Source organism: Rothia sp. LK2492 (assembly GCF_040946345.1).
Classification (GTDB): domain Bacteria; phylum Actinomycetota; class Actinomycetes; order Actinomycetales; family Micrococcaceae; genus Rothia; species Rothia endophytica.
This window is the reverse complement of record NZ_JAYWLX010000003.1, coordinates 43,937-65,987: the sequence shown is the minus strand read 5'-3', so window position 1 is coordinate 65,987 and position 22,051 is coordinate 43,937. Positions and strand designations below refer to the sequence as shown.

At 56.0% G+C, this 22,051-nt stretch carries 18 protein-coding genes and 1 tRNA gene; 8 read left to right on the top strand and 11 right to left on the bottom strand.

Annotated features, from left to right (window positions below):
* Positions 1 to 76: 76 nt before the first annotated feature.
* The 3 genes from VVR27_RS04225 to VVR27_RS04215 form a co-directional block, all read right to left on the bottom strand.
* Entirely contained in the window at positions 77 to 388 is a 312-nt protein-coding gene (locus tag VVR27_RS04225; protein WP_409349931.1) for a chorismate mutase, read from the bottom strand.
* 202 nt (positions 389 to 590) lie between these two features.
* Complete coding sequence (gene mnmA / locus VVR27_RS04220; RefSeq protein WP_368547206.1) at positions 591 to 1,781, bottom strand: tRNA 2-thiouridine(34) synthase MnmA; 1,191 nt, start codon at positions 1,779 to 1,781, stop codon at positions 591 to 593.
* 89 nt (positions 1,782 to 1,870) lie between these two features.
* Positions 1,871 to 3,100 (bottom strand): cysteine desulfurase family protein, encoded by a 1,230-nt coding sequence (locus tag VVR27_RS04215; RefSeq protein ID WP_368547205.1) that lies wholly within the window; start codon positions 3,098 to 3,100, stop codon positions 1,871 to 1,873.
* Positions 3,101 to 3,215: 115 nt separating this feature from the next.
* Between VVR27_RS04215 and VVR27_RS04210 the strand changes: the two genes are divergently transcribed.
* Positions 3,216 to 3,683: a tRNA (cytidine(34)-2'-O)-methyltransferase gene (locus VVR27_RS04210; RefSeq protein WP_346872282.1), complete on the top strand. Its 468-nt coding sequence runs from the start codon at positions 3,216 to 3,218 to the stop codon at positions 3,681 to 3,683.
* A gap of 87 nt (positions 3,684 to 3,770) precedes the next feature.
* Here VVR27_RS04210 and VVR27_RS04205 read toward each other — a convergent pair whose 3' ends face one another.
* Complete coding sequence (locus VVR27_RS04205) at positions 3,771 to 5,222, bottom strand: S1C family serine protease (RefSeq protein WP_368547204.1); 1,452 nt, start codon at positions 5,220 to 5,222, stop codon at positions 3,771 to 3,773.
* A gap of 280 nt (positions 5,223 to 5,502) precedes the next feature.
* Here VVR27_RS04205 and VVR27_RS04200 point away from each other — a divergent pair, with 280 nt between their 5' ends.
* On the top strand, positions 5,503 to 7,566 hold the full coding sequence (locus VVR27_RS04200) for a TPM domain-containing protein (RefSeq protein ID WP_368547203.1): 2,064 nt from the start codon (positions 5,503 to 5,505) through the stop codon (positions 7,564 to 7,566).
* Between the two features lie 161 nt (positions 7,567 to 7,727).
* Positions 7,728 to 8,441: a PspA/IM30 family protein gene (locus VVR27_RS04195; RefSeq protein WP_368547202.1), complete on the top strand. Its 714-nt coding sequence runs from the start codon at positions 7,728 to 7,730 to the stop codon at positions 8,439 to 8,441.
* Positions 8,442 to 8,550: 109 nt separating this feature from the next.
* Here VVR27_RS04195 and udk read toward each other — a convergent pair whose 3' ends face one another.
* Complete coding sequence (udk, locus tag VVR27_RS04190; protein WP_346872278.1) at positions 8,551 to 9,174, bottom strand: uridine kinase; 624 nt, start codon at positions 9,172 to 9,174, stop codon at positions 8,551 to 8,553.
* 370 nt (positions 9,175 to 9,544) lie between these two features.
* Between udk and VVR27_RS04185 the strand changes: the two genes are divergently transcribed.
* Positions 9,545 to 9,985 carry a hypothetical protein gene (locus VVR27_RS04185; protein ID WP_368547201.1) on the top strand — a complete coding sequence of 147 codons (441 nt, stop codon included), beginning with the start codon at positions 9,545 to 9,547 and terminating at the stop codon, positions 9,983 to 9,985.
* Positions 9,986 to 10,122: 137 nt separating this feature from the next.
* Here the strand turns inward: VVR27_RS04185 and VVR27_RS04180 are convergent.
* From VVR27_RS04180 to VVR27_RS04170, 3 genes are all read right to left on the bottom strand, one after another.
* Positions 10,123 to 10,199 (bottom strand) — tRNA-Met (locus tag VVR27_RS04180).
* Between the two features lie 203 nt (positions 10,200 to 10,402).
* Positions 10,403 to 13,429: a UPF0182 family protein gene (locus tag VVR27_RS04175; protein WP_368547452.1), complete on the bottom strand. Its 3,027-nt coding sequence runs from the start codon at positions 13,427 to 13,429 to the stop codon at positions 10,403 to 10,405.
* A 243-nt stretch (positions 13,430 to 13,672) separates the two neighbouring features.
* On the bottom strand, positions 13,673 to 14,755 hold the full coding sequence (locus VVR27_RS04170) for a PDZ domain-containing protein (RefSeq protein ID WP_368547200.1): 1,083 nt from the start codon (positions 14,753 to 14,755) through the stop codon (positions 13,673 to 13,675).
* A 218-nt stretch (positions 14,756 to 14,973) separates the two neighbouring features.
* Between VVR27_RS04170 and VVR27_RS04165 the strand changes: the two genes are divergently transcribed.
* Positions 14,974 to 16,371, top strand: coding sequence for a zinc-dependent metalloprotease (locus VVR27_RS04165; protein ID WP_368547199.1), 1,398 nt, complete (start codon positions 14,974 to 14,976; stop codon positions 16,369 to 16,371).
* Positions 16,372 to 16,471: 100 nt separating this feature from the next.
* On the opposite strand, the gene VVR27_RS04160 is transcribed toward VVR27_RS04165, so the two are convergent.
* The 3 genes from VVR27_RS04160 to nudC all read right to left on the bottom strand — a co-directional run bounded on the left by VVR27_RS04160 (position 16,472) and on the right by nudC (position 20,064).
* Positions 16,472 to 17,035, bottom strand: coding sequence for a M48 family metallopeptidase (locus VVR27_RS04160; protein ID WP_368547198.1), 564 nt, complete (start codon positions 17,033 to 17,035; stop codon positions 16,472 to 16,474).
* A complete protein-coding gene (locus tag VVR27_RS04155; RefSeq protein WP_368547451.1) occupies positions 17,035 to 18,822 on the bottom strand; it encodes an ATP-dependent helicase in 1,788 nt (595 codons plus the stop codon). Before VVR27_RS04155 ends, VVR27_RS04160 begins: the two co-directional genes overlap by 1 nt.
* 84 nt (positions 18,823 to 18,906) lie before the next feature.
* Positions 18,907 to 20,064 carry an NAD(+) diphosphatase gene (nudC, locus tag VVR27_RS04150; protein WP_368547197.1) on the bottom strand — a complete coding sequence of 386 codons (1,158 nt, stop codon included), beginning with the start codon at positions 20,062 to 20,064 and terminating at the stop codon, positions 18,907 to 18,909.
* A gap of 37 nt (positions 20,065 to 20,101) precedes the next feature.
* Here nudC and VVR27_RS04145 point away from each other — a divergent pair, with 37 nt between their 5' ends.
* From VVR27_RS04145 to VVR27_RS04135, 3 genes are all read left to right on the top strand, one after another.
* The gene (locus VVR27_RS04145) at positions 20,102 to 21,094 is read left to right on the top strand and encodes a phosphotransferase (RefSeq protein ID WP_368547196.1); all 993 of its coding nucleotides are present in this window, start codon (positions 20,102 to 20,104) and stop codon (positions 21,092 to 21,094) included.
* 152 nt (positions 21,095 to 21,246) lie between these two features.
* Positions 21,247 to 21,447, top strand: a complete 201-nt coding sequence (locus VVR27_RS04140; protein ID WP_368547195.1) for a TetR/AcrR family transcriptional regulator — start codon at positions 21,247 to 21,249, stop codon at positions 21,445 to 21,447.
* Positions 21,429 to 22,046: an EamA family transporter gene (locus VVR27_RS04135; protein ID WP_368547194.1), complete on the top strand. Its 618-nt coding sequence runs from the start codon at positions 21,429 to 21,431 to the stop codon at positions 22,044 to 22,046. Before VVR27_RS04140 ends, VVR27_RS04135 begins: the two co-directional genes overlap by 19 nt.
* The last annotated feature ends 5 nt before the right edge of the window (positions 22,047 to 22,051 follow it).

Below are 22,051 nucleotides of genomic sequence, written 5' to 3'. Positions count from 1 at the left end.
CAAGCATCTCAGCGTTTGTAGGCAGGTAAAGTGCAGGGAGCTGTTTCACAGGTTTCAGCTGACCTTTCAGTTGAGATTAGGGCTCAGTAATTTCGGCTGCAATCCGCTCATGGTGGCGGATCACCTCAGAAATAATAAAGTTCAGAAACTTCTCTGCAAACTCAGGATCAAGATGAGCGGCCTGCGCCAAGCCACGCAGACGCTTAATCTGGGCCTCTTCCCGCCCCGGGTCCCCCGCCGGCAAACTGTGCTCAGCCTTCAGATGCCCTACCCGCTGGGTAGCACGAAATCGCTCAGCCAAAATGTGTACCAAGGCAGCATCCATATTATCAATGGTCTGCCGCATGGTGAACAGCTCTTCTAGCACTCCAGGGGCAACACCCGTCATGGAAGTTGCTCGGGTATCAAAGTTCTCGTGAGCGCTTAGCTCATCAGGGTCTGTACTCATGTTGCTCATCATTCCAGTCTAAAAATTCTCGGCTCTTTGGGTACATCTATTAGGATAAGTTCCCACCTGCTGAAACACTAAGGACGCTGTGGTGCCCGTTCACGCCCCGCCAGAAGATGGAAACTATGCCAGTTCCCTATCATCAAGCAATAATGTCAGCCCGGTCCAGTGAGTAGGCACGGGCTATGGTTGACTGACCGAGAACGCGGGTGCCCTGGTAAATCACCATGGTCTGCCCCGGAGCTACGCCGCGGAGCTTCTCGTTCAGACGAACCACAGTTTCAAGTCGGAGAGCGCCGGGGGTCTCTGCCTCATCGTCCAGCACCCAGACCAGGTGAGCGGTTGAAGCAACCGGGTCTGCGTGGGCACGCACCTGGGCTTCCACCTCAAAGTCAGCACTGCGAGCGCCCTCTACCGGCTCTTGGGCCAGGAAGTCGACGGCTTCGGCGATGGGAACACCGGCCCATGTTTCACGGATGCCGCGGATCTCGTCGATTTCGAGCATGTCACGGCCACCCACAATCACCTCGTTAGTTTTGGGGCGAATTTCCAGCACAAAGCGGGGCTTGCCGTCTGAGGCTGGGTGCCCGATAGCCAGCCCCTTACGCTGACCTACGGTGAAGGCTTGGGAACCGCGGTGGGTGCCCAAAAGATTGCCCTCAGTATCTTTGATGTCGCCCTGAGTCATAGTGATATGTTCTTCGAGCCATTCGCGGGTATCACCCTCGGGTATAAAGCAGATGTCGTAAGAGTCTGGTTTTTTGGCTACTGAGAAGCCTCTCTGGGCCGCTTCGGCACGTACCTCGTCCTTGGAGGGTGTGTCGGCTAGCGGGAACCAGGCGTGACGTAGCTGTTCGTGGGTGAGGACGCCTAACACGTAGGACTGATCTTTTGCCCAGGTGGCGGCGCGGTGCAGTTCGCGGTTGCCCTCCGCATCGGTGATAACCTTTGCATAATGGCCGGTGACTACGGCATCAAAACCGAGGGCAACTGCCTTTTCCAGCAGGGCTGCGAACTTAATTTTTTCGTTGCAGCGCATGCAGGGGTTAGGGGTGCGGCCGTGTTCGTATTCGCTGATGAAGTCATCAACCACGTCTTCTTTAAAGCGTTCTGAGAAGTCCCAGACGTAGAAAGGGATGCCTAGCTGGTCGCAGACTCGGCGGGCGTCCATGGAATCCTCGATGGTGCAGCAACCTCGACTGCCGGTGCGCAGGGTCCCGGGCATACGGGAGAGCGCTAGGTGCACGCCAACCACCTCGTGGCCAGCTTCAACGGCGCGGGCTGCGGCAACGGCGGAGTCTACCCCGCCGCTCATAGCTGCCAGTATTTTCATAGTCTTCTCAATCCTTGGGTGCGGTGGTTTCTTTACTTGAGCAACCACCGGCAGGGTCTATATATTTCGTGAGTTTGCTTGCTCTTAGGCTAGTTCCAGCGACCAGCATCTGGGGTATGGTCTGCCATACCGGCTTTCTTTGCCTGGGCCCATGCTGCTGGTAGGGCCGCTAGCAGGGCATCGACGTCGGCTTCGGTGCTGGTGTGGCCCAAGGTGAAACGCTGGGCACCACGGGCCTCATGTTCGGTGAGCCCCATCGCCAGAAGGACGTGGGAGGGGCGGGGTACCCCCGCATTACAGGCTGAGCCCGTGGAACTTTCGATTCCAGCCGTATCTAGCAAGAAGAGCAGGGAGTCGCCTTCGCAGCCGGAGAAGGTGAAGTGGGCGTTGCCGGGGAGCCTACCCGCGCCGTCCGCTGTCTGCTCGGGAGCCTCAAGCGGTGCACCCCGCAGAGTCACTTCAGGAATAGTTGCTAGGACGCCCTCCACCAGACGGTTACGTAGCTGAGCTAGACGCTGGCCCTCCTGCTTCAGGTTCTGACCAACCCACTTAGCGGCTTCACCAAAACCTGCGATGGAGGCGGCATCGATCGTGCCTGAACGCACCGAACGCTCCTGCCCTCCCCCGTGCAAGACGGGAGTCAGCCCAGTCGCTCGGGTAGCGATGAGAGCACCAACACCCATGGGACCACCGATCTTATGGGCGGAAATAGCCATGGTGCTCACTCCGCTTGCACGGAAGTTAAGAGGGAGAGTGCCAAAAGCTTGAACAGCATCGGTATGGAAAGGGATGCCGTATTCAGCCGCGACTGCCGCTAGTTGCGAGACCGGTTGCACGGTGCCCACCTCGTTATTAGCCCACATCACCGTTACCAGGGCTACCGTTTCTGGGTTATCGCCTATTGCTTCTCTGAGAGTTTCGGGAGCAATTCGTCCATAACCATCCGGTTGTAGCCAGGTCAGTTCAGCGTTCTCATGCTTTTCTAGCCATTCTGCCGCATCTCCTACCGCGTGGTGTTCCACCGCTGAGAGGATAATGCGCACCGCTTGAGGGTTGGCTTCGCGGCGCTTCCAGTACAGGCCCTTGACCGCCAAGTTATCTGCCTCCGTGCCACCGGAGGTAAAAATGACCTCGGCTGAGTCACAGCCAGCCAGACCAGCAATCTGTTCTCGCGCGTACTCAACGGTGGCACGAGCACGCCGCCCAGTAGAATGCAGGGACGAAGGGTTGCCGCCGGCACGCATCTGCTCAGTTACCGCTTCTATCACTGCAGGCAAGATATCGGTGGTAGCAGCGTGATCCATATAAACTCGTGGCATAGGCTTCCTTTCGTGCCGGCTCAAGTACAGCCTTTCATCTTACCCGCCCACTCCCCCGGCCGTGTATGGGCTGGTTCACGAAAAACCCACCACGGCTTCTGCGTAAACTGGTGGGGTGTTCAAGATTCTTTTTTATACCCCCGAGATCCCCGGTAACACCGGCAACGCGATTCGTCTAGCTGCCATCACCGGTGCCGAGCTTCACCTGGTCAAGCCCCTAGGCTTTAACTTTGAGGACGCCAACCTGCGCCGAGCCGGTCTGGATTATCACGACCTAGCCGTGATGACCGTCCACGAAACCCTGGAGGACGCCTGGACAGCCCTTACCCCTGCCCGCGTCTTTGCCTTTACCACCACGGCCAGCACTAACTTTGCCAGTGTCGAATACCAAGAGGGTGATGTGCTCATGTTCGGACCCGAATCGGTAGGGCTACCCGAGGCAGTGCAGAACGATGAGCACATCACCGAGCGCGTTAAAATTCCTATGGTCCCGGGGCGCCGCTCGCTCAATCTAGCCAATAGCGCCTCTATCGCAATGTACGAAGCATGGCGACAGCACGGGTTTCCCGGGGGCAAAATCTAGAGTCTAAGAGCCTTAGAGGTTACTGGCTACAACGATGCGGGGTGAACCTCACCTAATAGTGAGGTTCACCCCGCATCGTTATATCTCTTAGCCGGCGTCCCTGCTATCGCCCAGGGTTACATCGACATCCTGAATTGAGCCGTTTCGGTTGACGGTCAAACTTACCTTGCTCCCAGCTGCCGCTTCCCGCACAGCGGCGGTAAGCTCGGTGGCTTCGCTGATGGAACGGCCGTCGACAGCAACCACGACATCCCCGTTACGGAGACCTGCCTGGTCAGCTGCAGCGCCACTGACCACTTCCTGAATCAGGGCTCCGTCACCGAATGCCTCAGACTGATCATTATTAGCTGGTGACGTTGAAACACTAGCCCCCAGCAAACCATGACTTGCAGAGCCATTCTCAATGATTTCCTGGGAAACGCGCTTGGCGTAGTTAATAGGGATGGCGAAGCCTACGCCGATGTTGCCGCTGCTTGAGCTGCCTGAATCGGTGGAAGCAATCGCCACGTTAATTCCGATGACTTCACCGTCAGCATTGACCAAGGCACCTCCCGAGTTACCGGGGTTAACCGCCGCATCGGTCTGAATAACATTGATTGAAATTGTTGAGTTGGTGCTACTCTGTGACTGCTGACCGGGCATCTCAAACTGGAAAGGGGAACTACCAAAAGGGTCCTGCTGAGCGCTTGAATCTGTCTGCTGCTCATCAACGGCAGATGATTCTACCTCGATGGTGCGTACCAGGTTAGACACGATACCTGTGGTTACCGTGTTCTCCAACCCCAGAGGAGCACCAATAGCGATGGCTGTGTCACCCACGTTTAGGTTCCCCGAGTCTCCCAGGGAGGCCGGAGTGAGGGTCAGTCCCGAAACATCGTTGAGCTTGATGACTGCCAGGTCACTGGTTGGGTCAGTGCCCACAACGCTGGCGGTACGAACCGAGCCATCGGAAAGCTGCACTTCGATCTCAGCTGATGCTGTCGCCCCGTCAAGCGTTACCACGTGGGTGTTAGTGAGGATGTGCCCCTCATCATCAAGCACTACCCCAGAACCTGACCCAGATTCACTCGTTGAAACGGCCGAAATAGTCACCGTTGAGGAGGTGGCTTTAGCTGCAGCAGCGGTGACAGCGTTAACCGAATCGGTGTTGTTGACGATGGTAGTGCCACTGCTCAGAGAGGCGATACTGGATGCGGGGGAAAAGTCACTGGCTGCGACCACAGCCCCACCGGTGCCACCGCCCAGTAGCGCTGACAGCAGGGCAACCGCAGTGAGGGTCTTAAAGCCGGGCTTCCTCTTTTGCGCTTGATTTTCGTAACCCGCATTGGCGCTATAGGGAGCTGCCGTAGCTTCGTAGGGGGCATTGGGGGCCGACTGCGGTTGATACGCACCAAATGAACCGTAAGCTGAACGTCCCTGGTCGCCGGGGTAGGCTGTATTCAGCGGAACGGTTTGGTCCTGGTCAGCAGGTGCCGGGTTCGGCTCACTTTCCCCCTGCGGCCTCTGCGGGTTCTGGGGGTTCCAGGAATTCTCGGTCATGAGCGTATGTCCTTCATCATCAATTCAGCGCCCCCGACCTGGTTGGCGCATGTTCGTCAGCTTATTATTCTCCACGCATCTGGATTCACTGTGAAGATTAGCTGTGCTTTAACTGGGAGCCAGGTTTAGAGGAAAGCTCAGTAATAAACCCGTATTTACCCCTGAAAATTGCTCGCCCTGTGCTCACCGCGAAAGGTTAGCTCCAGCAGGGCGCCATAGAGTGATTTACGCCCTATGATGAAAACAGAGCAATGTTTGGACCATTACACCAAGGGGAAATATGTCACGCACACGACTCACGAGTGCTTCACTACTCGCTGCCCTAGGGCTGGCCCTAGGCCCCGCCGCCTACGCTGAAGCACCGTTTGATTTAGATCCCGGTGTCCGTGTAGCCGATACCACCAGTTCCCTGGGCAATACTTCCAGTCTTGAAACTGACATCTCAAATCTTTCAAGCAGTCAGCGGGTTAATCTCTTTGTGGTGACGGTTGATAGCTTTGAGGCACCTTCCAGCTCCTCCGAATGGGCTAGTCGATTCGCTGAGCTCAACAACTTTGGTGCCCAGGATGTTCTGTTAGTCATTGCTACCGAAGACCGCCAAGCCTACTTCATTGCCGGTGACACTTCGGTTCTTTCGAGGGACCAGCAAAACACCATTTACAACGATTACATCTACCCCAAACTCACCCAGCTTGACTTCCAGGGGGCTGCCGACGCCGCGGTCACAGGTATCGAAGAAACAGCGGGTTCAGGTGGCACCAGTGGCTCTGGTGCCTCAGGCTCAGATACCTCACGCGCAACCGAAGTGATGGTGGGCGGCGGTACCTTGTTGGGTATTGCCGCAGTGGCCGGCGGTGGCGCCCTGCTCTTGAGCCGTAGCCGTTCTGCCCGTAAGGGTCAGCGCACAGAAGGCGGCCGCCCAGGCACCTCCTCTGCCCAGCAGCCTCCCCAGCCCAGTATCCAGCAACTGCGCCAGCAGGTCGGTGAGCTACTCGTTTCAACCGACGACGCTATTGCCCACTCCCTGCAAGAAGTTGAGTTTGCTCGCCTGCAGTACGGTGAAGATGCGGTAACCCCCTACCTGGCAGCTATTGAAGAAGCTAAGTCTCACATGCAGCGATCTTTCCAGTTGCAAAAACAGCTTGATGACGATATTCCCGATACCGAAGCCGATCAGCGTGCCTGGCTCAGCGAGATTATCACTAGAACCCAAGACGCGCAGAAGGCGCTCAGCGAACAGGAAGATAGCTTCGCTCAGCTTCGTCAGCTGGAGCACAATGCCCCGCAGGCTCTAGAGTCCCTAGCTACTGAAATTAAGCAAACAGAGCAGCTCTTCCCCGCAGCTCAACGCTCACTCACTGCGATGGCCGCAGCCTACGCCCCTAGCGCCTTCGCCACGGTGGCGGACAATATCGAAGAGGCTGAGGCCCGTCTTGAATTCGCCCGAAACACCGAGCAGGAAGCTGAGGAGCAGCTTGCTACCAATCGTAGTGGCGCCATCATCAAATTGCGTGCCGCTGAAGAGGCCCTGGGGCAAGCTAAGGGTCTTTTGGAGTCCATTGACCACGCGGCCAAAGACCTCGATGCAACGGCCGCGTCCCTCGACAGCGCTCTCATCATTGCCGACCGAGATGTAGCTCAGGCTAAAGAACTGGCTCGCAGCGGAGCCGGAAGCAGTAGCCAGTTGCAAGGTGCAGCAGCAGGAGTTGAAGCAGTGCTGGGCCAAATTCGTGCAGAACGCCATAAGGGACTAATTGACCCCTACCTTCTGAGCCAGCGCCTGCACGAAGTGCGCTCCGAACTAGACACCGCCTTAGGCTCTGTACGTCAGATCCACGAACAGCAACAGTCAGCACGCCAGACACTGGGCCATGCACTGGTTTCAGCCCAAGCCCAGGTATCTGCCGCGAGTGAATATGTGTGGGCCCGACGCGGCGGGGTGAAGGCAGAGGCTCGAACCCGCCTGCGTGAAGCTGAACGCCACCTCCAAGAGGCGCAGCGGCTGCAAACCTCAGACCCAGTGACCGCACTGGCTAACGCCAATGACGCTATTAGATTGGCCAACGAGGCCCAGAACATCGCCCGCAACGACGTCGATCACTTCAACAACAGCGGCTACGGTGGTCGCGGTGGTAATAATGGCAACTTCAACTCGGCAATGCTGGGCGGCATTCTGCTGGGCACCTTACTGGGCGGAAACAACAGCAGCGGTGGCTTTGGTGGCGGCAGCTGGGGTGGAGGCTCCTTCGGTGGGGGCTTCGGCGGAGGCGGCGGCTTTAGTGGAGGTGGGGGCTTCGGCGGAGGTAGCTGGGGCTCAGGCGGCGGTGCCGGTGGTAACTTCTAACCAGCGCACTCCCCTAGATGCGAGACCAAAGAATACCCAATTTCGCCCAGAACGTAGCATCAGACACCCCTAAGCCCTAGCCCAGAGGCGGGCGTCCTGAGACAATAAAACAAGTGGTCATGTGCCCGACGCCTGACCCGCAATACCCGAAAGGTAGACCCATGGCAAAGCAGACTATTTTTAGCCGCATCGCACAGCTTACCAAGGCAAACATTAACTCCTTGATCGATGCCGCAGAGGATCCTCAGAAGATGCTGGATCAGATGGTTCGTGACTACACCAACAATATTGCAGAGGCTGAGCAGGCTGTTGCTCAGACTATCGGCAATCTGCGTATGCTCGAAGAAGACCATGCAGAAGATACCCGTGAAGCGAGCGAATGGGGCTCAAAGGCTCTAGCTGCCTCTAGCAAAGCCGATGAATTCCGTGCTGCTGGTGACACCGCCAACGCTGATAAGTTCGACAACCTTGCGCGCGTTGCCCTTGGTCGCCAGATGCAGGCAGAGAACGAAGCCTCAGCTATCGAACCTCAGATTCAGTCACAGACTGAAATCGTGGAGAAGCTCAAGGTTGGGCTGACTCAGATGAAGGAAAAGCTGGGCGAAATCTCACGCAAGCGCGATGAGCTTAACGCTCGCCAGAAATCTGCTGCTGCCCAGTCACAGGTGCACGATGCCCTCAAGTCCTTTGACGTTATGGACCCCACCAGCGAAATCTCCCGTTTTGAGGACAAGGTTCGCCGTGAGGAAGCTAAGGTTCGTGGGCAGCAGGAGCTCGCAGCATCATCCCTGGACGCCCAATTCAATGACCTGGAATCGTTGGGCCGTCAGGCCGAACTTGATGCACGACTCGCTGCTCTAAAAAACGGCAAGTAAGCTCACCAACTCCTAGCCTCCTCTTACTACAACAGGGCTAGAAGTTATCTAAGGGGCCAGGCACCACTCTTTGTGGCGCCCGGCCCCTTACTTTAAACTCTGGCTGGTATCACTTGTCTGCCCACCCGTGGATTTGCCCGTTGACACGATGGAACAGCATATCTAAAGCAACAAGGTTCGCCCCTTCAGGAATAATCATGTCCGCGTGACGTTTTGAGGGCTCGACGTGAAGCTCATGCATGGGCTTAACGGTGGCGAGATACTGGCTTTCAACCGACTCAATACTGCGGCCACGCTCAATGACATCTCTGCGTAGTCGACGCAGGATGCGTACATCCGCATCAGTATCAACGAAAATTTTGATATCGCACAGTTCTCGGATTTCTTCCTCAACGAAGATGAGAATGCCCTCAAGAATAATAATCCTCTGAGGCTGAACAATCATCGTTTCTTCTGAGCGATTATGGTCGGTGAAGTCATACACCGGAGTCTCGATAGTCTGACCGGCGATGAGAGCCTTGAGATGGGTGACCAGGAGGTCATTATCGAAGGCTGTGGGTGCATCGTAGTTAAGTTCAGTACGCTCATCGTAAGTGAGGTGATCATTGCGCTTGTAGTAGTTATCGTGATAAATCACCCCTACCTGGCCGTTGAAGCGCTTAAGAAGTGAGTTGGTGAGCGTCGTCTTGCCGGAGCCGGTGCCGCCTGCAATACCAATAATGAGGGGTTTCATGAGTCTCTTCTGCCGATTGTGTGGAGAACTTCCTTAATTGTGACACGTTTATGACATCAGGGCGTGGAAGCCTTGGAGGGTTCACTGTCCTCCCTCAGTTAATTTCTTTGCCCGCCAACCCAGGTTTTGTCCCCCTATCTGACTGAATCGAGCTCGCACCATTAGAAAAACATTTACTTGATATGAAAACTTTTTTAATTCTTTCCTACTAGGTGTTTTATAAATATAAATGTCATTTATCCCTCACAGAAAATTAATTATGACCCTGGGCTAAGTTTTTTAATTCCAATGAGACTCCTCCTTTTAGGGGACAAAAACCCGTATAGTAAATGGAAGCACACGCCAGCCTTTACCCCACAAAGGACCAACCATGATGAAATTCGAAAACTGGGTCAATGAAACCTTCGACTCCCCCTCCCTGAATCAGGTCTTCTCCCACCATTCATCTCATCAGAATCAGCTGAAGAAGCTGCAGAAGGCGTTGCACATGGCTGATTCACTCCTCGGCCGCGAGACTGTCTTAGAAATTGCCCCCGGGCGCTTTTCTGACTTTGGCGATTCAGTTCTTTTCGTGACCAGCCAGCGTCTGCTGATCATTAAAAACAGCTTTCAATCCGGCCATTCAGTTTCGCTAGACCTCGATAGTCTTGAGAACGCACACCTGTCCTACCAGCCACTGGCAGGCCATACTCTATCCCTAGGCGGTGGTGCTCACCGCTTTACACGCATCCCAGCTGGTTTTGCCAACAGCTTACGTAAAGCACTCTTTGAAGAGCAGAAAACATTTTCCCAGATGGCCCAGGCCGACTAAAGCCTTCAAGATCGCTGTATACACGATATAGACCTGCAATCGGTGCCCCCGGTACCAATTGCAGGTTTTTTCCTGCCCTTATCCGCGCATATAGTTAAAAAGAAAAGCGCCTCACTTTCGTGAGACGCTTTTCGTCTTGGTTGCGGGGGCAAGATTTGAACTTGCGACCTCCGGGTTATGAGCCCGGCGAGCTACCGAACTGCTCCACCCCGCGGCGACTTATATAACTATACGCACCCCATAACCACTGCGCAAGTCGAGAGGCCTATTTGTGACCGACCCCTCAAAACACAGGGTATTAGCAGCAAGGGGCACCACTATCAGCAGAAAACCCAAAAGGGTGCTGCCCCCCCTTACAGGAGGGCAACACCCTTGTTGTTTAGCTCCAGCCCCCTCAATGAGCCAGGGGCCTGATCGCTAGCGGTCAGCCCCTGCGCTGGCAGTTGCCAGCGCCGAAGCGCTAGCACCGCTTGCGGGCTGAGAAGCAACGGTACCTTCAACACCGTCAGCCTCAAGAGCCCGCTGCAGAGCCTCATTTAGACGATTCTGAGCTTCACCATAGGCAGCCCAGTCACCATTCTTCATAGCAGCATCTGCATCTTCCATGGCGGTCTGAGCGTCCTCAAGAGCACCCTGCAGACCAGCAGCATCACTAGGCGCTGAGGCTGAAGAGTCGGTATCAGTAGCTTCAGTGTCAGTTGCCTCAGCAGCTTCAACCTCATTCACACCGGCGTCCGCAGCGGTTTCAGCACCAGAAGAACCACCAAACAACTCGTTCAGCGCCTCGTCAAGTGTGGGAGCGAAGCCCACATTCTCACCGAAGCCAACCAATACGCGGCGTAGTGACGGGTAGGCAGCGTCGCCCGATGACTGAACATAAACAGGCTGGACGTAGAGAATACCGTCGCCCACGGGCAGAGTCAGCAAGTTACCGTTGATCACCGATGATGCACCGGTACGCAGCAGGTTCAGCTCGGTAGAGACCGTTGTATCAGAGTCAAAGACGTTCTGAGCCTGCCCGGGGCCAGGGACAACTGATGAGCGGGGAAGCTCCAGCAAGGATAGCTTTCCGTAGTTCTCATGTTTCTCGCCGTCCTGACCAGTGCCAGCATCACCATTAGCAGACAAGAAGCCATACATGACGTTACGTGTGTTGCTATCTGACTGCTGCGGAATAAAGGAGGTAGTCAGCGAGAAGTTAGCTGAATCTTCCCCTGGCATCTGCAGAGATATGTAGTAAGGCGGCAGTGGCTGCCCACTATCATTGGTGGGATCATTAGGAATAGACCACAGATCGTCACCGGCATAGAGGCTATTAGCCCGAGTCACGTGATAGGCGTTGAGCACCTCACGCTGAACCTTGAAGAGGTCCTGCGGGTAACGCACATGATCAATCAGTGAAGCGCTCATTTCGCTATAAGGCTTGACCGTCTCGGGGAATACCTTCTGCCAAGACTTCAGCACAGGGTCTTCGTCATCCCAGGCATAGAGGTTAACCGAACCATCGTAAGCATTGACCGTTGCCTTCACCGAGTTACGGATGTAGTTAACCCGCTCGTTGGGCAACGCCTGGGCAACACCGGTGGCAGTGTCAGAGTCAGCGGTTGCGTTATCAAGCTCAGCTGACTGGGAGTAAGGGTACTGGTTGCTGGTGGTGTAAGCATCAACAATCCAAACCACCTGATCGTCAACAATCGCAGGGTAAGGATTGCCATCCACAGTCAGGTAGGGAGCTACCTTCTGAACACGCTCAGAGGGGTTGCGGTCGTAGAGAATCTGGGATTCAGGACGCACCGCATCAGAAAGCAGAATGTCAGATGACTGGTACTTGATAGCGTAGGCAAGACGGTTAAAGGGGTTACCGATGTTAGGCCCGCCGTTACCACTGAAGGTGTACTTGGCGTCCGTGCCGCTCTCATCGTCAGTGGTCTGGGGGCGGTCAAGCTCTAGCGGCTCATCCTCAGAGGTCCCGCCAACAATGGAGTAGTCGGGGGATGACTCACCGAAGTAGATACGGGGCTCATAGCTCTCGCTAATCTCACCGGTTGCCTGGATGCCGGACTGGATGAACTTGGGCTTGCCGTCGGCCTCTACCTGGTTGCCATAAGCTGCGATAACGCCGTAACCGTGGGTGTAGACCACATGCTGGTTAACCCAGGATGAACCGGAGTTCTGTGCAGGGTTTAGCTCACGGGCAGCAATAACGGTGTCCGTGGGGGTGCCGTCAATGTCGTAGCGGTCCACTGACAGGTTCTGCCCAAACTGGTAATAGGGGCGGAACTGCTGCAACTGCGCGAAAGCTCCGGAAACCACGTTGGGATCGAGGAGGCGAATGTTCGAGATAGTCTCACTTTCACCCGATAGGGTGCCAGCGGCGGTGGAGGTTTTCGCGTCATAATTAGTGACCTCGATGGCGTCCAGACCGTAAGCAGCGCGGGTAGCGTCAATATTGCGCTGGATGTAGGGTTCTTCAGCGGCCTGTTCGTTAGGTACCACCTGGAAACGCTGAACAATCCAGGGGTAGAGGCTACCAGCAACCAGCGAAGCAATAACCAGCACCGCAGTACCAATCATGGGAAGACGCCAATTACCGTTGATGGCTGTCACGACAAAGAGAACCGCGACCAGCAGAGCCGCAATAGCGAGAATGGCCTTGACCGGAATGATGGAGTTTACGTCACTGTACATAGCGCCAGCCCAAGAACCGGACTGGTCCTGTGTAGCGTTGTAACGGTCCAGCCAGAGCACAGCGGCAGTCAGCAACAAGAAGATGCCACCCAAAATAGCGAAGTGCTGGCGGAAAGCCTTAGTCGTAGTAATACCCTTTTCGTGTACCAGGATGCCACCGTAGAAGTAGTGCATAACCAGAGCCGCCATCGCTGCAAAAATGACGATGGTGCGCAGAACACCGGTCAACAGGTTCAGGAAGGGCAGGGTGAACATAAAGAAGCCCAGATCAATACCGAACTCAGCATCGGTGGCACCGAAGCTTTCACCGTTGAAGAAAAGGAGAACGGTCTCCCACTGGGACATAGCCCCGGCACCAATAAAAGCACCCAGGAGTAGAGGCACTGCAATCAACAGCACCTTACGCATCGAATCAACGCTATCGCGGTAGCGTGCCATGTTCTGATTGAACATTTCTTGAAAATCAGCGTAGGGATCAGGCAAGGGGTTGCCATCAGCGTCAACCCTGGGGCCACGCTGTTGATAACGCTTGGGGTTGGGAGTTTGCAGTTCGCCGCGCTTGTAAGCGTAGAAGAGGCTTGCCCAAATCGCTAACCCTGAAATCAGAGCCACTCCAGCAAAAATGATAATGCGGGTGAGATTTTCAGTGATGAACACCTTGAGGTAGCCCAGCTGGTTGTACCAGAGGACGTCGGTGTACACCTGGCTAGCAAAAACAAAAACTACGATGGCAACCGCAACGATAGCGGCTGTCATCAAGAGGGGTTTATTTCTACGCCGAGGAGCGCGTGAAGAGGTGTTAGCGGTGCTTCCGGTACTCACACATGTTCCTTCGGTATTGTAATGGTGCGCCGCAGATTGAGCGGCTACATAAATAACTGAACCGTAGTGAAACGGTTCAAGGTATTAGGCACCATTCTGCCAAAGAAAGCAGGGGGTTTCGAGGTGAAAGGTAACATTCAGCTAGCAGATGGAGAGAAAACCTCAGCCCTCTGGTCTTTAGGAGCAGGTGGGGAAGGTCGCCGGGTCTGAACCCTTGCCAATCTGCTCTACTGCCTCCACAGCATCAGTGAGCGTCTCTACCTTCACCACGCTCAGCCCCGCGGGCACTCGACCCACCACTTCATCACAGTTCTCAGCGGGTGCAAGAAAGACGGTAGCCCCCGCCTCCGAGGCTCCCCGCATTTTTTGCGCGATACCTCCAATACCGCCTACGGCCCCATCGGTGTCAATGGTGCCAGTACCGGCGAAGTGTTCTCCCCCGGTCATCTCACCCTCGGTGAGTTCATCAATAATACCGAGGGCAAACATCAGGCCAGCAGAGGGACCACCAACTTCTTCTAAGCCGTAGTTAACGGTCAGCGGAAAGTCAAAGCTGCGTGCCAGATAGAGCCCCAAAAGATAGCTATCGTTCTCTTCGTTATAGATGGGGGTGATAGTGAAATCCCGTTCCGCTCCATCCCTCCGAACGGTGACGGTCACAGCCGCTCCCTTGGGCTTATTAATTGCTTCTGTCAGGCTTTCAAAACCATCTAGGTTAGCACCATCAACCCGCAGAATAACATCCTGCTCCTCAATCAGGCCCTCGCTAGGGCCACCCTCAGCCACCCCGGAAACCGTGAGATGCTCGGTAAAATCTTCACCGAGATAGGTGAGCGCTGCCGCTTGAGCTACCTCCTGCGAATTGGTCATCTCCGCCGAATTACGCTGACTGACTTGTTCGTTGGTCACGGTGGGGGCATACATGAGGTCACTGGGCAAGACTGAGCCCGAATCACTCAGCCAGGCTGAAAGTACATTCAAGGCTCCTACCGTTGAGTTAGGCCCACCAGCTACGGACACCGTGGTCATATCTAGAGCACCACTAACCGGGTAGGTCTGTGCGTCCTCAATCTCAATAAGTTGCTTATCATTAAAGTCACCGATGGTATTAAAGGTGGGGCCTGGCTCCTCGGTCACAAAGTTAGCCGGCGCCACAAAAGAAACAGCCACCAATGCAAGAGTTGCCCAAGCACTGACCCTGCGCAAATCGGCGCGGGGTGCAGGGGCCCCGCTCTTCTTAACCTTCTGAGGAAAAACCATAAGCAATAGCCTACAAGCAAACTAACCTTGCCCCTACCGCGCAGCAATCTCTAGGCCAGTATCTCTGTCGCTTTCCCTTACTGGGCGTCCACTATTTACACAGCAGACTCCCACTCGCCCAGGGCTAAACTACGAGGCAGTTGGAGGGCTGAGCAAGTAGGCTGGTAGAAGAACCGTGCAGCTCGGGCTGCGCCCCTACCCAATAAGCGAGGCAGAGCATGACCAACAATCCATTTGGTAACTCCGGCAATGACCCCATGGAAGAATTCTTCAGAAAACTTCAAGAATCAGGCTTCGATCCCAACGCTATGGGTATGGGCACTAACGGTGCTTTTGATCCCGATGCCATGAAAAATATGGGGATGCCCATCGACCCCGCGATGCTTTCTGGCATCTTCGCGCAGGTCAACGCCATGATGAGTGCCCAGCCCACCGATGAACCGGTTAACTGGGACCTAGCTAAGCAGCACGCCCGGCAGGTGATTACCGCAGGCTCTGACCCGTCCATGACGTCTAGCCAGCAAGGCGCTGTTCGCGATGCAGCCGCCCTAGCTGACCTCTGGCTCGACCCCGTCACTGCCTTCGATCGCCCCGCCTTCAACGCTGAAGCATGGTCCAAGACAGAGTGGTTAGAGAACTCCTTTGATACCTGGAAAGAAATTGCTGGGCCCGTAGCATCCTCGGTTTCTACCGCCATGAACACCTCCATTCAGACCCAGATGCCCGAAGAAATCAAAGGTATGTTGGGCGGTGGCAACATCTTTGCCGGAATAGGCGGCATGATGTTTGGTATGCAGGTGGGCCAAGCCACCGGCCAGCTCGCCGGTGAAGTTGTCTCCTCCACCGATATCGGCATCCCACTGGCTCCAGGACGCTCGGCCCTGCTCCCCGGCGGTGTTGCTGCTTTTGGTGAGGGGCTTGAGATTCCTGCTCAGGAAATTATGCTCTACCTGGCGGTGCGTGAAGCGGCCCTCACCCGTTTGCATAAAGCTAACCCCTGGCTGCGCGAAGACATTATTGAGCTGATCAAACGCTACTCACGCGGCATCCATGTTGATATTGAACGAATGCAGGAAGCCGCCTCAGAGATTGAGATTGACCCCACCAATCCCGAAGAAATGATGGCAGCTTTCAGCGGTGATATGTTCAAGCCGCAGAACACAGAGGATCAGCAGCTGGCTCTAGACCGCCTCGAAACTCTGCTAGCCCTCATCGAAGGGTGGGTCACCCTCATCACTGAAGAAGCCACTACGAACCTGCCCATGGCAGTCCAGCTGGCTGAAACCATGGCACGACGCCGTGCTACTGGCGGCCCTGCTGAGCATGCCTTCTCCCAGCTCGTTGGGTTGGAGCTCCGCCCCCGCAAAATGCGCGAAGCTCTGGGTTTCTGGCGCTCCTACGAAGAAGCCCACGGCTTTGAGGCTCGCGACGGTCTCTGGGCAACACCCGAAACGCTACCCACCAGCGAGGATCTCGATGACCCCGAAGGTTTCATCTCACGCCGAGCTCTGCTCAACGCCAGTGAAGACGAGTTCGACGCAGCCCTCGAAAAACTACTCTCCGGCGGCTACGATGAAAAGCCCGGGGCTGAAGACGATAGATCCGGCCAAGACTAGCCCTTACTGGAAAGCGTCATATAACGGGTACATAGGGAGCCTCTGTTCGATCACTAACGGTTCAAGGTGCTATCGGACAGAGGCTCTGTGCACCTCTTACCTAACTAGCCTTACCCCACTGGCCAAAAGTAACGCCCTCCAGGAAGGCTCGCGCTTTTTCAAGCTGCGGGTAGCGAGCTTCTAACGCCCTAAAACGGGGGCTGTGGTTAGCTTCGATGAGGTGGCAGAGTTCGTGAAAAAGTACAGCGTCTAGGGCGTAGATGGGTGCCCCCTGTAAGACATCGGATATTCGGATACTGAGCTGGGCGGGGGTAGCCGAACCCCACTGCTGTTTCTGGTTACTTACCCAGCGCACGGACGCAGGTTCTGGGCACTCCGGCAGATATTGAGCGCGAAGCTGAGCGGCTCGTCCTCCCAAGAAGCCATCAGAGGTGACCTGCCGAAGGGTAGCCTCCTTGCGGGCTCTGCGCGCTTGAACCTTGGGGAGGAGTTTCTCTATGTAGTCCCAGACATCGGCCTGGCTACTCGTGGCGGGTACCAAAAGTCGTACCCGCCCATCATCCAGCGGCTGTGCTTGCACCGTGCGCCTACGCCGTACTGAACGCACCACCTCAATTTCGGGGCGTCCCTCCCCCGCCTCAATGATCTGGACTGATGAGGTCATTAGACTCCCTTGGGGGCAATATCGTTAATAAAGCGGGACCGTTGCCGGCCACTGCGCCCACCGGGGGTGCGCGAGCGCGACCAGGTGAAGGTCAAGTATTTACGGGCACGGGTGATACCTACGTAAAAGAGGCGGCGCTCTTCATCGACCGCGTCGCTAGTCTTGGCGAACGAGATGGGCATCAGCCCCTCATTAAGACCGCAGAGGAAGACGGCATCCCACTCCAGACCCTTGGCCGAGTGCAAGGAGGCCAAAGTTACCCCGTTCATAGAGGGGGCATCTCGCTGAGTGGAGCGTTGGAAGAGCACCGCCACGAACTCGTAAATGGTGAGTTCGGGGGGCAATTCAGCAGCATCATTTGTTGCTGCCTGCTGACGCTGCTGCTCCCTCTCGTGGGTGAGACGGTCAGCTAGAGCCACCAGGGTCTCCAAGGATTCCCACCGCTGACGCACCTGGCCGCTGCGCTCTGGGGCTTTCTCTGACCACCCCAGTGATTTCAGGTTATCTCGCACTAGTTGCGGCACGCTCTCAGCGGGGTCCACACCCTTGGCAGCTCCTTGCAGCATGCTGAGAGCAGCGCGCACTTCAGCTCGGTCAAAGAATTTTTCAGCCCCGCGTAGCTGGTATTTAATTCCCGCATCGTTCAGGGCCTGTTCTAGTGCGGCCGACTGCCCGTTGGTACGGTAAAGCACAGCGATCTCAGCTGCTGGCACGCCGTCATTCTCGATATAATCCTTGATATCTTCGGCGATACCGGCAGCTTCTTGCTCATCATCTGCATAACCAAACCAGGCGGCATCGGGTCCACCCGGACGCTGGGACTTGAGTTCAAGGGGCGGCGCCCAAGAGAAGCGGGTAGAGTCAGGCTGCACCCGGCGCGCTGCCAGCAGACGGTTAGCCAGCTGAACCACTTGGGGTGTTGAGCGGTAGGCGCGAATCAGTTTGACTACCGTTGCGCCTTCAAAGCGGCGGGGGAAATCAAGCAGGTGGCGGCTGGTGGCCCCGGCAAAAGAGTAAATGGTCTGGGAGGCATCACCCACTACGCAGATGTCATCGCGCTGCCCTAGCCAGGCATCCAGCAATCGTTGTTGCAGGGGCGAGACGTCCTGGTACTCATCCACCACAAAGTGGCGGTACTGTTGGTGAATCTGGGCAGCGATCTGCGGGTTCTCTTCAATAATGGCGATGGTCAGTAAGAGAATATCTTCAAAGTCGATGACGTTGCGTTCGTCTTTGAGCTCCTCATAGGTACGGAAGAGACGCACCATATCAATGGGGGTAATGTCCGCTGGCAACTCCCGGTGAGCCAGGTGTGGCATCAGGGTGTCAGGGGTTAGCATGGAAACTTTAGCCCACTCAATTTCAGCTGCTAAGTCTCTCACTATCGCGCGATCCGTGCCCAGGCCCAGGCGCCTAGCAGATTCAATGATGAACTGGGCTTTATTTTTGAGGATTTCAGGCGTTGAACCACCAATTGCCTGCGGCCAAAAATACTTTAGCTGGGCCAGAGCAGCCGAATGGAAGGTACGAGCCACCACACCCACTGCGCCCAAAGCGCGCAAGCGCACCTTCATTTCTTCTGCCGCCCGAGTAGTAAAGGTCAGCGCTAGAACACTGCGGGGGTTGTAGCGTCCGATGGCGATGCCATAAGCAATACGGTGGGTAATCGCCCGGGTCTTACCAGTACCCGCACCGGCTAATACGCACATGGGGCCGGATATTTCGGTCGCCACCCGGCGCTGCTCCGGGTCAAGGCCCTCAAGGACAGAATCAGCGCTCCGCTGCATTAGCTCAATGGGCTCAGCACGCAGACGATCAATTTCTAGCACGAGGACTCCTTGGGTAGACGGGGCAGTCAACCAGTCTACCGTTTACAGGGCTTTCCCCAGCCAGTGTTCAATCAGACGGCGAGATATCGAGCTTCGGCCAGGTAGCTGAACTTCTTGATGCGTGTGGGCGGCGATGAGCTCCTGACGGGTGAACCACCGGATGGTCTCTATTTCGGCGCCGTCAGCTTTCACCTGATCCGGGTTATCAATGACTGCGATGTAACCACACATGAGTGAACGGGGAAAAGGCCAGGGCTGGGAACCCAGATAAGCCATGCCGACCACGCGCCCACCGTTTTCTTCCCAGACCTCCCTCATCACCGCGTCCTCCAAGGACTCCCCACCCTCTACAAAACCGGCAAAGGTAGAAAAGCGCCCCGCACCCCAAGCTCTTGCCTGGCCGAGCAGAATTTTTTCCTCTCCTCCCACCTCAGCAGTGACCGCTGTAATGACGGCGGGGTCGGTGCGGGGGAAAAGTTCCCGGCCGCTCTGGGTCACCCGCGCCCAACCTGCGCGTATGGAAAGGGTGGGCTCTCCGGTGGCGGGGTCAAATTTGTGGGAACCGTGCCAGTTGGCCAGGGAAGCAACAGCTGCCAGAGGCTGGCCCCAGGCGAAAGCTAAGCCGCTCCCTTCATAGCCATATGCGGCATAGTCTCGGATCATCTCCCACTGCCCACCGGTTTGAGCGGCCAGGACGTCTGCCACGGACTGTTCCTGCTGATCGAAGCCTTGCAGGTTCAGGGGTTGATGCCCGAGGTCCAAAAAATATTCAAAGTCACCGGTCAGCGCAAGGACCGGGGCATCCCCATCATCTAGAGCCAGTAAACCAGCAAAGACAAGATAGGCGGTGTGGTGGCTATCGGTAGCTGCGTAGTCATGCCAGTGCTCAGCCTGCAGGCCGTAGTGCGCCACAAGGTTCAAGGGTTCGGGAGGCTGCCCCTCTCCCCCGTTTTGCACCAGCACCCTGCCGCGGTCCACCGCAAGCACAAGTGGCAGGTGCTCCCAGGGGTAGAGCTTCCCAGAGTCAGCCGCAGTAGCCGGCAGCCCGCCGTCCACCAACTGCTCCACTACCGCCGCCAAGAACCCTGGTTCATCCCGCACGCTCCCCTGCGGAGAGAGACGATGCGGCACAAAAGGTAGGCGACCCAGGGGCGAAAAATGCCCCGTCAGCGACAGATTCATCATATTTTCGGCATGCATTGGGTCTATGCCCCTCTATCTCTTGTACCCTGGAAGTGTGACTTCGACACCGCTTCAACTTGCCGCAATCGTATCAGCTGGCGTGCCAGGGCTCTACCCTGTAGCCGCCCTCCCGTCAGCTGATGACACCGTAGACTTTGACTCAGCGATTATTATTGACTCCGCTGACAAACGTTGGCGCGTACGTGCCCCCAAAAATCCAGAAGCTAGCGTGCGCCTTGAAGCGGAGCACATGATTCTTCAATCCTTCTCACCGGGTCTACGCGCCCGCCTCCCCTTTTTGGTACCCACCATTGTCGGAACGGTACCCCAGGGCGGGCTACAAACTTTTATCTACTCACATAATCCCGGTGCGCCGGTCGATATTGATGAGTTAGCAGATATCAGCTACGGCACCCGCGGGGGCAAAACCGATATTGCAGAAGCCATCGCCGGGGCCATCGCCACCGTACACGTCTTCCCCGAAACCATCGTAGAAGAAGCGGACTTACCCGTTTATACCGGTGAACAGATTCGCGAGCGCCGTCTCGCTGAACTGGACCGCGCCGTAGCAACCGGCAAGGTACCCTCAGGTCTGTTAGAACGCTGGGAAAAGCAGCTCAATGATGTCTCCCTCTGGCAGTTCCGCCCCCGGGTCATCCATGGCGATCTCAACGAAGATAACCTGGTGATTGATAAGAAAACCATTATTGAGGTAACCGGCTGGTCGGAGGTCTGTGTAGGTGACCCTGCCCAAGATTTCTCCTGGCTTTTTGCCTGCTCAGATACTGACTTCCGCGATCGCATTTTTGATCTCTACCGCAACCAGATGCCTCAGCAACCCGACGAGCACCTCGAATCACGCGCCAACCTTTATGCTGAGTTTGGCTTAGCTCAGTGGCTGATTCGTGGGGTTGAGCTTGAAGATCGTGTGATGGTGTCAGAGGCGGTTTCGATGCTGAGCAGCCTGGAGGCTGAACTGCGCGAGGTGGGGGTACTTGATCCCCAGCCGGTTCAGCAACTGCCCGAGAAAATCTCGGACGACTTCTAAAGATTACTTTCTCACCTCTTACCCCGCCCCTTTCGTGTAGGAAAGGGGCGGGGTTTGTTTTACCCTGCAGTTTTTCACATGATGGAATGTTTTTCTCTGGGGTCACACCTAAAGCAATATTAGACAGAACGGTCTATTTTGGGGGTTTCGGTATGGGTAAAGCACGCCAGAAAATACTCGATGCCTCCGCGCATCTTTTCTACACCCGCGGAATTGCCGTCACCGGCATTGACGCTATTATCGCTGATGCGGGAGTTGCTAAGCAGAGCCTTTACAATAATTTTTCCTCCAAAGAAGAGCTTGAAAGCGCCTACATCGAGGTGCGCCACCAACAGTGGCTTCTGCCCCCATAGCGTCCGCGCTCTTAGAGCGCTTTATCAGCCACAGTCCCTTATCCCGACGCTGGGTTCTTGCTCTGCTTCTAGGACTAGGCGGTAGCGCTCTGCTCTGCCTTGCCAAACTTACCAGTGCCCCAGAGGACCTACTCAGTACCCTGTGGGGGCTTGGTCTCGGGCTGGTGGCTGGTACCAGCTACGCCGTGTATTCCTGGGTTGCCCACCGGCTCATGGGGGCAGGTATTAGCCGCGCCGCTGCTATGGGCTCTGTATTTGGTGCCGGTGGGCTATTGCTCTTACCGGTACTGATCCTAACGGGCGCTCCCCTGCTTGCCAGCCCTCAAGCTTTTTGGGTGGCAAGCTATATGGCACTCATTCCCATGTTCGCTGGCTATCTGCTCTTTGGCTGTGGGCTTACCCGGGTAAGCCCCTCAACCGCCACGACCATCGCTCTGGTTGAACCTGCGGTAGCCACGCTCCTGGCAGTAGCTATCGTCGGGGAAGAGCTCTCTGCCAGAGGCTGGGCAGGTATGGTATTACTGGGCGCCGCTCTCGCCCTACTCGCCCTTCCCCAGAGGTTACCTGCAGTGGCGCCTTCACCCGGTGCCCAGCCTTGAATTTT

What these genes read in the sequence shown, in the direction of transcription:
- VVR27_RS04170 (WP_368547200.1), bottom strand. Translation starts at nt 14,755, where the DNA reads ATGGTTTTTCCTCAGAAGGTTAAGAAGAGCGGGGCCCCTGCACCCCGC.
- VVR27_RS04140 (WP_368547195.1), top strand. Translation starts at nt 21,247, where the DNA reads ATGGGTAAAGCACGCCAGAAAATACTCGATGCCTCCGCGCATCTTTTC.
- udk (WP_346872278.1), bottom strand. Translation starts at nt 9,174, where the DNA reads ATGAAACCCCTCATTATTGGTATTGCAGGCGGCACCGGCTCCGGCAAG.
- VVR27_RS04200 (WP_368547203.1), top strand. Translation starts at nt 5,503, where the DNA reads ATGTCACGCACACGACTCACGAGTGCTTCACTACTCGCTGCCCTAGGG.
- VVR27_RS04185 (WP_368547201.1), top strand. Translation starts at nt 9,545, where the DNA reads ATGATGAAATTCGAAAACTGGGTCAATGAAACCTTCGACTCCCCCTCC.
- VVR27_RS04165 (WP_368547199.1), top strand. Translation starts at nt 14,974, where the DNA reads ATGACCAACAATCCATTTGGTAACTCCGGCAATGACCCCATGGAAGAA.
- VVR27_RS04160 (WP_368547198.1), bottom strand. Translation starts at nt 17,035, where the DNA reads ATGACCTCATCAGTCCAGATCATTGAGGCGGGGGAGGGACGCCCCGAA.
- VVR27_RS04175 (WP_368547452.1), bottom strand. Translation starts at nt 13,429, where the DNA reads ATGACAGCCGCTATCGTTGCGGTTGCCATCGTAGTTTTTGTTTTTGCT.
- nudC (WP_368547197.1), bottom strand. Translation starts at nt 20,064, where the DNA reads ATGCATGCCGAAAATATGATGAATCTGTCGCTGACGGGGCATTTTTCG.
- VVR27_RS04215 (WP_368547205.1), bottom strand. Translation starts at nt 3,100, where the DNA reads ATGCCACGAGTTTATATGGATCACGCTGCTACCACCGATATCTTGCCT.
- VVR27_RS04155 (WP_368547451.1), bottom strand. Translation starts at nt 18,822, where the DNA reads ATGCAGCGGAGCGCTGATTCTGTCCTTGAGGGCCTTGACCCGGAGCAG.
- VVR27_RS04195 (WP_368547202.1), top strand. Translation starts at nt 7,728, where the DNA reads ATGGCAAAGCAGACTATTTTTAGCCGCATCGCACAGCTTACCAAGGCA.
- mnmA (WP_368547206.1), bottom strand. Translation starts at nt 1,781, where the DNA reads ATGAAAATACTGGCAGCTATGAGCGGCGGGGTAGACTCCGCCGTTGCC.
- VVR27_RS04225 (WP_409349931.1), bottom strand. Translation starts at nt 388, where the DNA reads ATGACGGGTGTTGCCCCTGGAGTGCTAGAAGAGCTGTTCACCATGCGG.
- VVR27_RS04205 (WP_368547204.1), bottom strand. Translation starts at nt 5,222, where the DNA reads ATGACCGAGAATTCCTGGAACCCCCAGAACCCGCAGAGGCCGCAGGGG.